The following is a 13,081-nucleotide window of genomic DNA, read 5'->3' as shown; positions in this document are numbered from 1 at the left end:
CGTCTATTTCAACCTTCTTCGAATGTCGTTTAATTTGGAGGATACCTGTCGGTAGAACTGGTACCGCTCTTCGCCGTCCGCTAGCTCCACCTTCTCGTATTCCAACCGGTCGCGCGTCTCCAGGAAACGCTCAGCCAATTCCTCCAGCTTACCGAGCAGCGGCGTAATATCTTCGGAAGCGGTCAGCTCCTGATCCCGGCGGGAAGATTTGCGCAGCAGCGTGCTCCGGCTTTTCTCATCCAGCTGGCGGAAATGCTTGTAGACTTCATACTCCACGTCATTCACGCTTTTCAGCAGATTGGCAAACGGCTCCCAGGAATCCTCTTCCGGATCGCGGTCATAGACGAACAGCGCACCCTTCTTGGTAATGGTCCCGGTATACATTGCCTCGATAAATTGATCCAGCCATTTCTCCTCATTCTGATTGTCGCTGATCAAGAGCTCGAATGCCGAGATTTTGGCGGCAATGGCGGCATACTTCTTCAACTCTTCACGCACGCTGCGAATCATTTCCGGTGAACGGATCAAATTCTCTTTAGCCATATCCTCATTGATGCTGTTGAAGATATCCTTGGACCCCACCGGCTCGAGGCCTTCGTTCATCAGCCGCTTCAGCTCCGTCCAGGCCCGCTTCACTTCGCCCAGATTAGGCTTAGGCGTGTCCAGCTGAAGATCATAGGCACGAAGCAGCTCGCTGAGATCAAATGGCTTCGTGAACACAACCGCATAACGGCTGCTTGTATTCTGGTCCACATCCTTCTCCATGATAACTTTATACGTAAGTGCCTGGTTGAATTCTGCACGAACCCGGGCGTTATAATCCTGAACCCGCGGGTTGATATAAGTATCGCCCCAGGACTTCTCAGGAATCGGCGAAGGCAGGTAGGTCCAATTGTTGCGGTCTGTCTGCACCAAATGACGCCCTACGCCTTCCTTGTCCATGATGGTGCGTTCGTAACTCTCCTCATAAACCTTAAGCGGCGTGTAAACGAACAGCGGCACACCGTTCTTTGTATTCAACCAGAATATCCGATTCTTCACTTCACTTTCCTTCACCGTGAAATGGGATTTACCCACCGAATTGTTCTGGTAATTGCGAATGCCCTTCAGAATGCTTGGCGCTTGCACAGGCACGGACACAAAGCCCCAGGATGGGAAGTACAAATTGCCCGCGCTGTTGCTCAGATGGAAGACCGGCACGGCTTCATCATCCAGCTTGCTGGCGATGTTGCGCTCGACGAACTTTTCGATGGAATCCTCCTGCCCGAATTTCATGGTCAGGAAGTCCTCCATCGAGCGGGTGATCAAATCGCCGAATTTGTCCGTCAGAAACTCGGAGATGGATCTGACGATATCAATCTCCTGCTCCCGTGTCCAACGATTGGCATGGCTCAGCAGTTCCTGTGCGAAATCCCGGATGAGATCGTCCACATCTTTTTGATCCATGATTTTATTGATCACATCGGAGATGTCGGGCACGCTGACCAAGTTCCAGTAATACGTCTTGTTCCCTTTATGATCCTGCTGTTCATCACCGTTGACAAGGATGTCCCCGTTCTTGGCAAATATGGAGTTCAGCGCGTTCAGAATTTCGGTATATACGCTATAAATCCGGTTATTCTCCTGGTTGAGCAGATCGTATAAATCCTCATAGAATTCAATCATCTGCTCGGTGCGTTCCACATCGGCTTCCAGCCAGTATTCATTGATCTTTGCTTCAATATAGATGTTCTTCTTCTTATCCTTCGAGACAAAAGCACTCTTCGCATCGCCCAGGCGTTCGATCGCCTGTTCTCTGGCCGACTCGATATCGCGGGGAATGCGGGTCAGGTTCTCCCGGAGCGTTTCGATGTAAGACAGCAGCATCTTCAGCAGGCTGAAGCCCTTCTCCGTATAAATCAGACGGGATACATAGAACGGTCCTTGCTGCGGATGCAGGAACATCCGGCGGATTTGGTCGCTGAATTGATCCACGATCTCGCCTGGAAGCTGCTTCTTCGCTTTGATGTATTCCTCACGGGCTCTGGCGAGAAAATTCTGCTCCAGCTCCGTATCCATATTAATGACCTGATTCTTCACCACATTGGCATAGCTGAGCCGCTCGCTGTTCTGATACCCGGGCAGCGGCTCCGGTACGCGGGACTCGAAATTCTTCGTCATCGAGTCCAGGTCGATGCCCAGCTTACTTGCAAACTTCTCAACATCCTCCTGGCTTGGCGCTTTCTCGAACATGGTTTGCATTTTGCCAAATACGCGGTATGCCAGATAGGTGGTCATCTCCTCGATAGGCAGCACGGCCGAGGATGCTCCGATAATGTTGTAATCGTAATTGGCAGGATAGGCTTTGTTCATCTGGGCAATGTTGGTTCGGATGTTGCTGATATAATCATGGATTGCAAACTCTTCTCCGGACTGCTTTTCCTCGCTGGCCATGAAGTTCGTGATATTCTCGGCGGTGACATTCATGCAGTAATCATAGGCGTTCTCCAGCAGTTTGCCCTCCGTATTGGTAGCAGAGATGAGATGGCACAGATTAAACGGAGGCAGCGGCGAATTCACGTTCAGAATGCTGCCGTACTGCTGCTTGAACCGCTCGCCTCTGGCATCCACGTTCATCCAGTAGTCAAGCTCCTTTAGCGCCGCATATCCGTTCTTCTTGATGTACTCGCGCGTGTGCTCGCTCAAGCTTTTGTTAGCCAGATTGATATCCGGCGTAAACAGATAACCGAGTGTGTTCACGCGGTCAATCCCCGCAGAGCCGTGATCGCGCTCAATAATGCCGCGGACGATATAAGCAATATCAAGGAAGCAGCCGCTGCCTGTCCCGCCGGACAATCCGGTCAACAGGAAGACCATCAGCTTTTTGTTGGTGCCAACCGATAATGTCTTAATCTTCTTATCGATCGCTTGCACCACCTGGGTGATTTTCGTAAACAGAAGCAAGCGGCCGGCCTGACGGACACCGGCTGCCCCGTTCATTCCATCGGTAATGCTTAGCTCCGGCGACAGCCAATCCGTAATGTATGGCTCCAGGATGCTGCGATTCTGAAGGAGCCCTCCAATCTCCGCATTCGAGAGAAGCACGAATTCATTGATCGGATCAAGCCCTATTCCCTTATAGCGTTTATTCTTATCCTGTTCGTTGGTCTCAAAAGCCAGAAACTCCACATTGTCCGGCTTGTCCATTCTTTTCTTGGACAAGGGATCCTCCGGCAGCTTAAACCGGCGGTTAATCTGATATTTCAGGCGCAGCAGCGCATCGATCCCCGTGCCTCCAAGTCCAATGATGAGAATCGGGTTGTCGATGGTATCCACTCGTATTTTCTCACTGACAATCCCGCCTCCGAGTGAAACGTCAAGCTGTTGTATATGTTCTCTAACTACCGGTTTCATAATTTCCCCTCCTGATAGGTCATGGCTTAAGAGGTTGTTCAAAAAGTCCGCTTTTGATCATGAACACGCACTTTAAGCCAAATATTCAAATAATATGGTCTTGTCAGCCTGCTGCAGGGAAACTCTCAGCCGGTCTCCGTTCTTCAGTTCCGTCCCTTTCGTGGCATCCAGGGCACGTCCCGACTTCTCAATCACAGCCGAAGAATTATTTCTAAGCATGATGCGATCATTCTTGCCAGGCGTGAACAGAATCTTCTCCGTCTCCTTCAGCTCAGGTGCCAGCTGCAGAAGCTGGTGCAGGTTGAACTTCCCTTTGAATGAAGTCAGCTTTTTGTATTGCGGGAAGGTCTTCTCGCCGGTATTCTCATCCCTGATTTCAATCACGATCTGACCGACAAAGCCCTTGTTCGCTTTCTTAATCGCGCCTAGTATGAAATAAGCTCCAGCCCCCACAATGAGCAGAGCAGCGATGCCAATGATTACGGGCCATAATGGAAAAGGTTTCTCTTCATCGCCTGCGGTCAGCTCATTCCCACCGCTGCCGGAGCCCGCGGCGGCTGCTTTCGCACTGATCTTCACAGGCGCGCTTTCGCGGTAGAAGCTCTGCTCCTCCGCCCTTACCCGCAGCTCATAGTCATGCTTCTGCGGAATTTTGTAACTCCCTTCAAAGCTGCCGCCTTTGTTCTCCAGCTCGACCTCCGACTCGTCACCGGTGTCGAGATCCTTCACCAACAGCTTGGCCTTCATGTTGCCGTACAGCTCATTGTTTTGCAGCTTCTGTCCGTTGCTGACGAGATACGCGTTAATATCGATTGTATCCCCTGCCTTCACCTTCGATGATGACGGAGGATCCATGGTCAGCTCCAGATCGTAGTTGAACACAAGATTGATATCGATTTTGTCTTTGGATACACCCTTCACCTGCAGCTTCCAATCGCCCTGCTGCGGCTTCAGCAGCTTGAGAAGCGAGTAGGAATTGGATGTGGAGCGCATGACATTAGCCGATGGAATGCTCTGCTCAGCACCAGTGGGGTCCATCAGTTTAACGTCCACGGGACTTGAGGACATAATAGAAATATTCGCTTCCAGCACGTTTGCATTCGGTACGTTGACCGTGACCTCCTGATAGCTGCCATTGCCGGTAATCGACTGCACGGGTACAATCTTGAGCTGCTGGTGGCTGGCAAAAATCTCGCTTAGAATTTGCGGCAAATCATCCGCCGAGCTCGTGGTAAAGGATTTTCCTCCCGTTTGGTTCGCCAGCTCAGCCAAAGCCTCTTTATTCAGCTTCCCGTCGGCGTTCAGACCAATCGTATAGATCGGGATGCCGCTTCCTTTGGCCTCCTGAACCGACTGGTTCAAATGATCTGACGCTTCTTGGGTCGTCTTGCCTGTGTTGGGGTCCAGATCATTGTTACCGTCGGCCAAAACAACGATCATGGGTGCATGAGCCGGGTCCATGCCCTGTTTCAGCACCTTCACCGCTTCGTCGAGACCTACCGAAATGTCAGTGTAAGGACCGCGATCCAGTTGGTCGATAAACTCCTTCAGCGCCGTTTTGTCCGCCTCCGATTGAATTTCCAGCAGTGCCTTCTCCCGCTGAATCCGGTCGGTATAGGAAACAACGCCGACTTTGTCGCCGGTTGTGGACAGCATGTCGATGAACATCTTCATCGCTTCGCTGCCGATTCTGTCAGGATCACTGTTTTTCATCGAGTTGCTGGCATCCATCACCAAAACGGCATCTATCTTGGAGCCTTGCGAGGCTGCCATTGCCTGAGGCAAGGTTCCCCCGCTCCAGGTCACGATCAGCAGCGCTGCTGCCATCAGACAGAGCAGCCATTTATTGTTACGTAGCATTGATTTTACTCCTTCACCCATTTAATCTAGCATTTGAGGATGCCTATGTTCGATCCTCTAATCTAACTGTAGGCATTAAGTCTTAAAAATATATGAAAAAAAGCTTAAAAACGATACATCCACTTTCATTTCCTTGGTATGTTTATATAGGAAATACCATGCAACTCACTAAAATATCCCAGTACTATGTCCATATGATATAATTATACCTGCCAAAGTTCAACATAATCAGTGTATCACCCGGACTTAGGACACAAGGCTCATTCACCATTTTCACCCCCATTACGATACCGGAAAGGAATAGGTATATGATTACATACGGATGTCTCGGGATTTTGTTTCTTTTTGTCATCATCAAGATCACGGCATACTTCAAACGTAAGAAGAACGCCCCGACACCGGAGCAGCTGCACCAAACGCTGCTAGAAGTCGCCAATTCAAAGAGGGAACGGCATGGATAAGAAAAAGCCGGTACAACTTCGTCCCTATATTAAAACGAGATATGTCTACCAAAAGTTAAGGGTTTGCAAACATTGCCACAATTTTACGATTCTGTGGGAAGACAGCTGCGCGTTCTGTAAACGCCACTCGCTGGTCCACGTGATGGAGCTTGCAGAGAAAAAGGCCAAGCGTTCCATGCAGAGTGACCGGCTTCTCTTCTATATTATAGGACTCTCTGCCGTACTTCTTAGTCAGACCTTCTTGCAGATCGTGATCTCCTTTGCTTGTATGGTGGTCCTGCTCGTATGGTTATGGCTGATCCAGCGGCGAGTGCTGCAAACGGAGACCCTGCATGCTCTGGACAAGTTAATACGAAGTCATCAAAAACAGATTCTTGATGGCCTAGATCTGAACAAAGCAACGGCTGCTGCCGCCATCAAGGAAGATGCCCAACTAGGGTATGAGATCGTCAGGGAAATTTCTTCCCTGGTCCGAAATGACCGAATCCGCCTGCAGCAGATCGTTCTTCTGCAAACCTTCAGCCTGCGCAAGGATATGGAGCTTGAACTTGAACCGCTGCTGCTGAATGAGTTTGATCCGGACTTGGCCGCTTATATTGGTGAAATCGCCAAAATCAAGCGGGAACTGATTAACAGTAAAGCCATCCGTTACCTGCTCGATCATGAAGCTGACATTTTGCGGATGGAGCAAGGCAGGCAAATTATGATTGACGCTACCGGAGCAGCGGTACGGAAGAAAAAATATATCGACACATTCCCTGATTTTATTAGCCGCTATGCGGATGGACTGCCAAGATATCGCTTCCTCCGCTTGTATCAGATCGTACGCCGCAATCCCGGCTTGTCGTGGAACGGCCTGCGGGACCGGGTATCTGCCATTTATAATGAACAATACCGCTCGGACCCTGATTTTCAAAAATGGGATTAGAGGGGCTATACCGTTATGACGATAAAAAACACGCTAACCCTGCGTAATCTGTATTTTTTTCTATGTATAGTCCTACTGTTGTTGATTGGATATAAGGGCGTTCATATCTATCAAAAAATCCAGACAATGGCGCAAGCCGAACGATTGTATGCTCAGAAGAAACTCGTTCAGGCTGAGGAGTGGTATCAGAAGGCAAGCCGAAACCACTCCCTTCTATATAAAGAAGCGTTGCTGGCCTCAAGGCTTCAGGAGCTCGCCCCCATTACGTCTATGAAGCAGAATCTCTCCTCTCTAGATCAACGGTTGAATCAAGTGGGAGAAGCAGGCGACTTTTCCGCCTTCATGAACGTATATGCCGAGTTGCTTGATGCGGAGGAGAAGCTGACGGGGCACCAGGGATCATATGCTTCGTATTACGATGAAATTGTTGCGTTCTATGGCATACCCGATGATGTGAAGCGAATTTTCCTGCAATTCATCGGTTTGTTTAACCGCCAGGCCGACGAGCAGCTTGAAGAGTTGCAGTATGATGACAACAGCTTTAAATGGAACTTGCTTCGCATCCCGGACTCATTCTATGGCGGCGAGAAGCAGAAGGATGAGAAGCTGCTCAGCCTGTTCCAGCGTTACGATGAGACGGTAATGACCCGGTTGGCAGGAGCCGGACATTACGCCGAGCTGCTAAACTGGTCCCATGCCATAAGCTCCGAATATGCCAGCCGTTCAGTGAAGGCTGCTTGGGTGAGCGGCAAGACAGATGAACTTGTGCTTGCCATGCTGCAAAAGGATGCACAGCGGGAACGGCCGGCAGACTTTGTTTCACACGCCAAGGGTTACAGAGACTACTTGAATCGGAGTAATCAACAGAATTCGGATATGCTGGAGTATATTCAGAATCAGATCAACCGGTGGATCCTGGCTGCGGATGAAATGGTAACAGAGCAGAACTACGAGGAAGCTGTAGCGCTCTATGAAGCGCTGTCCGGGTACCAGGATATGAGCAGACCATTGCAAGCTGCAAAATTGGCCTGGACAATTCACGATCCCATTCGTTTGTTCAATATGGCAGATATTCAAGGCAGCTTTAGTTATGTCAGCGGAGGCGGGAAACGTTTCGGGGGATTGGCATATGCCATTGGAGTCGATGAAGGGAATATCATCTATCTAGCGGTTTTAAACGCCGATGAAAGCGTGCAATTATTCCAAAATCATGATTTCCCGTCTGAAATCGCGATCCGCCAAGTTTCAATTGAAGAATCGCTCAGCACGGAGACAAATCCGGTCGTCCTGGTGGAAGGTGGCACAGGAACCGATCTGGTATGGTATTCAGCCTATGAAGCCAGGGCTTCCAATCTGATTCCGCTGTTCCAGTTTACCGCCGAAAGCTATCAAATCCTTCCGGATAAGTCTCTGCTGGTTACCAACTTCGAAGGAGCAAGCCCGGAAGAGATCGCCATCTTCGAGCGTCAGGGAGATCAATACGGATTCACAGGGTTTCAGCCCAATTATACCGACATCGATATTGCTGATATCGAAAGTCACCGGAACAAGAAAGTCCGCTTCACCATCAATATCCTGGCAGGGGGCTATGGTGAAGCCCTTGCTGAACGGGATGGCCACTATGTGATCTTAAGAGGCGAGCTGGATTTCCCTGCGGGGAGTGCAAGCATTATAGGAACGTTTAGCGAGTATCAGCAGATGGAGATACCAGGCAGCCAGGATCCTCCTGCCTCCGACCCGACCGAACCGGAGGATATACCAGCTGAGGGCGATTCCATGGAGGAAACGGATATTCCAGGAGATTCCGTCCCCACCGAGGTCATCAATCCTGAGGATGCCCAACCAGACAACAGTGAGAGTCGTGACAGTACTGAAACTGCTAAACTCACGCAGGTTCCTGTCATTCAGGTAGAATCGGTAGAATGAGTCATAAGAATGAAGGCCTGTCACAATGAATTCATCCTATTGACAAGGATGAATTCAAGATGGAAGAGAAATAACAGGAAATATCGGCAAGACATATTAAAGCGTATAAACGATACCGAAAGAGGTCCCCACTTTCATCAAGCTATGCAGATGTAGAAGTGGGGTGGCTTCTTTATGCCTTATTCAAGAAACTTTCAGGGACAACGGTAAGATCAAACCCAAAAACGATGGGAAGCAAATAATACACGGCAAGGATAATAATGATTGTGGCAAAAATGTTAACGGAGAAACCTGCGCGAACCATGTCAATAATCTTTATTTTCCCCGTGCCGAATATGATCGCATTGGGCGGCGTGCCGACAGGCAGCATGAAGGCACAGTTGGCCGCCATGGCGCAAGGCACCATAAGAGCGAATGGATGAATACCAAGGGCGATGGCAAGGGCAGCTACGACAGGCAAGATCATCGTTGCTGTTGCCGTATTGGACGTGATCTCGGTCATCATGATGATGAGAAGTGTAGCACATGAAATAATAACAATAAGATGAGAACCATTGAGTATGGTCAACTGCTCACCCATCCAGTCAGATAAGCCGCTGGAACGGAACCCTGCCGCAATAGCCAGGCCGCCTCCAAAAAGAAGGAGTACACCCCACGGAATTTCCTTCGAATCACTCCAATTTAAAATACGAGAACTTGTTTTTGCTTTAGCTGGAATCATAAACAAAAGTGCGGTTGCCATAATTGCAATCATCCCATCCGAGATCCCGGGAATTGGGATGAGTAAACCATCTTCTACCCATAAAAACTCACGAGTGATCCACATAAATGCAGCAAATACAAACACCGCGCCAACCATACCTTCTTCAAAGGATAACTTGCCAAGTTTTCCGCGCTCGCTCTGAATCAATTCTCTTCCGCCTGGAAGTTGTTTAATGGACGTGTTGAACTTCATTTTCCCCAAATAAAACCATGTGAAGAACAGCATTACAATGACAACGGGTACGGCAAACAGCATCCACTGGGCAAAGGAGATGGTAATACCAAATAACTCATTCATTTGGGCAGCTAGAATAATATTGGGCGGAGTGCCGATTAATGTCCCGAGTCCACCGATCGTTCCTGCATAGCCAATAGCAAAAATAAGGGACTTCTCAAATTTCGGCAGATCCTTTTCTTCCGGCCTTCCCTTCAAAGCACTGGCAACCTGGGCAGTAATCGCAAGGCCCATTGGGACCATCATCATAACAGCCGCGGTATTTGACACCCACATCGATAAAAATCCAGTTGCAACCATAAAACCTAGCAAGATACGCTGTGTGCTGGTACCGATCATCGAGATGATAAATAGGGCCATTCTTTTATGCAAATTCCACTTTTCCATCGCCGTAGCAATGAAAAAACCGCCCAGAAACAGAAAAATAATATCGTTGCCGTATGATGATGCCACCTCACTGCCCTGCATCGCTCCTGTAACAGGAAGAAGTATGAGCGGCAGCAATGATGCAGCCGGTATAGGGATCGCCTCTGTAATCCACCATGTGGCAATCCATAACGTAACGGCGAGCACGGATTTCCCTTCCGTGGACAGTCCGTCAGGTTGGAAAAATAACATCGTCAATATGAACAATGCTGGCCCCAGTATAAGCCCGATCAGCTGAGCTTTTGAGTACGGCTTATTGGAGTTTTCATTCGGTTCTTGACTCTTCATATCCTCAACAGCATTTTCTTCGTTATGTTGAATAGCTATCTTGTCTGATGCTTGTTTAGGTACTGGCACAGCTGCTGATTGATTCCGATAAAAGAATACATTCAGTATGTTTTTTGTTCGTTTGTGCTGTGCCCACAGGCTGCGCCAAGCTGACAAAGCCAGTTGTCTCATCATTTACCCCTCCATTTTGTAAGCGCTTTCGATAATTCTCTTATATATTTCTCTTTCCGTATAGGTTTTGTAACTAATATCTGGTTTTTTGTAACTAAAAAAAGTGTGTGAACATGAAAAAACTCGTTGCAAATTTGCAAACGAGCTGCATGAACTTCATTTTTTATCTGGTTTTTTGCAGAATAGAAAGCACGTAATCATGCCCCTCCTGACTAAGCTTGTAGCGATGAAGCGGACGGCCGCTGCCTTCATAGCTGACATCATTAAGCAGTATGTTGCAGTCCTCCAGGAAGCGCAGATATTTTCGCAGCGAGACTCTTGAAATCCCTGTTACCTCAGCTAACGCAGCTGTGGAAAACCAGCCCTCCAGCCCATGAAGCTCACGTAGAACACGAATATATGTTTCTTTTGTTATCCCTTTGGGCAAGTTCTCCTCAGTTCTTTCTTTGTTCCCGTTCCTTTGATGAAATAATTCATCCAGCTCTTTTTGCTGAATTCCTTCTTTTTGCAAATGGATATATCTGAACTTGTATCGCATAAGCGCCTCTTGAAACCGCTCAAAATCAAAGGGCTTGATTAAATAGTCAACAGCCCCGTAACGAAGAGCCGTTTGTATAGAGCCTTGGTCATTCGCGGAAGAGACAACGATAACATCAACTGAATGGTTAGATTTCCGTACATCAACGAGTAAATCAAGCCCGTTCTTGTTCGCCAGATATACGTCAAGTAAAATTAAATCAACTTTTTTATTTTTTAGAATCTCCCATCCCGCTTCCACTCTATCTGCCGTTCCTGCCAATTCAAATCCTGACACCTTGTCCACGTACATTCCGTTAAACTTTGCTACCATCGGATCATCTTCAATAATCAAGACCTGAATCATGCCTGGTATGGGATGCGCACCGTCAATTTCATCCCGTCTCCTTTCCTTGATGATATATGCACAGTGCCGTCTGTGTCTGCCGCCGCTTTGTGGATTAGATGCATGCCGTAGCCCCGTCCCTCTCCTTTGGTAGAACTTCCTTTTCTGATCCATTCCCCTGGAAGCTCTTCCGATAGACCTGGGCCATTGTCACGCACCGTCCATTCAAGCCAGCCGTCCTTGGTTGAAGACAATTCAACCGTTATTTCTTTTTCTTCCTGCCCGGCCATCGCTTCATAGGCGTTGTCCAAACTGTTTCCTATTATGGTAGTAAGCGCATCCAGAACTTCTGACCGTGCAATGGAAGGCCACGCTTCTTGCCCTGTAAGTGTGACTTTGACATCATGACCCTGTAAAAAGGTGAGCTTATTAAGCAAATATCCTGCTAACACAGGGTCTTTCACATAGTTGGAGACCCAGCCTACATCTTTTTGATAGTAATTTGAAATTTGTTTTATATACTCCAGCAATTCCTTGTAAGATTCTGTATGTACCATTGCTGATATCACATGAAGCTTATTCATGAACTCATGCGTGTGAACCCGAAGGCTTTCTGCATAATTTTTGGCCCCTGATAATTGCTCCAGCATGCTTGTCAACTCCCTCTTATCACGAAACGTAGCCAGTGCTCCTACGAGTTTGCCTGCTGCCTTAACAGGAACACAGTTTACGACGATTTCCAGATTGTTAAGTTTTTGCGGCTGGTCCATCTCTGCTCTTTGATGAATGAGAACTTCCTGCAGCTTTGATTCTGGCATAATTTCTTGCACATTTTTCCCAATAGGATCGACTCCAAGACCAGCCCTCTTAAATATATCCCGCGCTGCCGGATTGGCCACCACCATGATCCCCTTTTCATCAATAGCCACTACTCCCTCACGAACGGAAGCAAGCATCGCTTCCTTTTCCTCCAGTAGTTTGCTTATTTCAGCCGGCTCCAGCCCATGCATCGTGTTCTTGACCTTTTGCGCCAGCAGGAGTGCACCAACTAAGCCTGCAGCCAAACCAATGCTCATGCCGAAAAGGATAATCTTTTGACTATGAAAAACCGCATCATTTATTTTATCCTTTGCCATCCCCACCGCCACTGCGCCAACCTGCTCTGCTCCGTCCCAAATTGGCACAAAGGCACGCATCGACTCTCCCAAAGTGCCGAGAGCGACCGATGTATAGCTTTCTCCTGCAAGGGCTGGCCCTTCGTCTCCTCCTACAAACCTTCTGCCAATCATCTCTTCGTTAGGATGAGAGAGGCGAATGCTATTCATATCCATGACCACGATGTACTCAATGTTTGTGTCCGCTTGAACATCCTTTGTATAAGTCTGGACCGCACCGCCATAACTTCCATTGCGCAGGCTTTCCAGAGTGGTGGAGGTGTGCCCCACTGCACTTGCAATCGCTTTAGCTTTATCTTCGAGATTTCTCTGGGTTGTAGTTGCATAGTCATTTGCAATAAGTATACCTGTCAAAATAAGAGACACCGCAAGCACAACGGTTACCAGTAAAATGATAAGCGTTTTTAGTTTATAAGGTCTATTCGAAAAAACAAATGTTTTGAGACCGTGTACCATCCATCTTGGTCACCTTTCTATCTTGTTTTGATAAAATGTAGTGGAGTCGGTTTTCCTTGCAGATAAATTCGACAACGATGTCACAAAACCCTTGTGAAATAAGGATTTTGTGATTCTGCAGACCTCTCCTCAGCACAT

General features: G+C 48.2%; 8 protein-coding genes. 3 read left to right on the top strand and 5 right to left on the bottom strand.

Annotated features, from left to right (window positions below; translation table 11 throughout):
• Positions 1-3: 3 nt before the first annotated feature.
• A complete protein-coding gene (locus WDY75_RS03930) occupies positions 4-3,393 on the bottom strand; it encodes a tubulin-like doman-containing protein (protein ID WP_036643603.1) in 3,390 nt (1,129 codons plus the stop codon).
• 72 nt (positions 3,394-3,465) lie between these two features.
• Positions 3,466-5,253 carry a vWA domain-containing protein gene (locus WDY75_RS03925; RefSeq protein ID WP_036643604.1) on the bottom strand — a complete coding sequence of 596 codons (1,788 nt, stop codon included), beginning with the start codon at positions 5,251-5,253 and terminating at the stop codon, positions 3,466-3,468.
• A gap of 308 nt (positions 5,254-5,561) precedes the next feature.
• Here WDY75_RS03925 and WDY75_RS03920 point away from each other — a divergent pair, with 308 nt between their 5' ends.
• The 3 genes from WDY75_RS03920 to WDY75_RS03910 are packed head-to-tail and all read left to right on the top strand — an operon-like array spanning position 5,562 to position 8,568.
• Positions 5,562-5,714 (top strand): hypothetical protein, encoded by a 153-nt coding sequence (locus WDY75_RS03920; protein WP_006212858.1) that lies wholly within the window; start codon positions 5,562-5,564, stop codon positions 5,712-5,714.
• On the top strand, positions 5,707-6,642 hold the full coding sequence (locus WDY75_RS03915; RefSeq protein WP_006212859.1) for a hypothetical protein: 936 nt from the start codon (positions 5,707-5,709) through the stop codon (positions 6,640-6,642). The genes WDY75_RS03920 and WDY75_RS03915 overlap by 8 nt, the downstream gene beginning before the upstream one ends.
• Before the next feature lie 15 nt (positions 6,643-6,657).
• Positions 6,658-8,568 (top strand): hypothetical protein, encoded by a 1,911-nt coding sequence (locus WDY75_RS03910; protein ID WP_006212860.1) that lies wholly within the window; start codon positions 6,658-6,660, stop codon positions 8,566-8,568.
• Between the two features lie 172 nt (positions 8,569-8,740).
• On the opposite strand, the gene WDY75_RS03905 is transcribed toward WDY75_RS03910, so the two are convergent.
• The 3 genes from WDY75_RS03905 to dcuS form a co-directional block, all read right to left on the bottom strand.
• On the bottom strand, positions 8,741-10,450 hold the full coding sequence (locus tag WDY75_RS03905; protein WP_063477833.1) for a DASS family sodium-coupled anion symporter: 1,710 nt from the start codon (positions 10,448-10,450) through the stop codon (positions 8,741-8,743).
• A 163-nt stretch (positions 10,451-10,613) separates the two neighbouring features.
• On the bottom strand, positions 10,614-11,321 hold the full coding sequence (locus WDY75_RS03900) for a response regulator (RefSeq protein WP_338841927.1): 708 nt from the start codon (positions 11,319-11,321) through the stop codon (positions 10,614-10,616).
• Between the two features lie 8 nt (positions 11,322-11,329).
• Positions 11,330-12,943: a DcuS/MalK family sensor histidine kinase gene (gene dcuS / locus WDY75_RS03895; protein WP_006212863.1), complete on the bottom strand. Its 1,614-nt coding sequence runs from the start codon at positions 12,941-12,943 to the stop codon at positions 11,330-11,332.
• Positions 12,944-13,081 lie beyond the last annotated feature (138 nt).

Source organism: Paenibacillus glucanolyticus (genome assembly GCF_037333485.1).
Classification (GTDB): Bacteria; Bacillota; Bacilli; order Paenibacillales; family Paenibacillaceae; genus Paenibacillus_AQ; species Paenibacillus_AQ glucanolyticus.
Note: the sequence above shows the minus strand (reverse complement) of the source record. Positions and strands in the feature narration are given on the sequence as shown.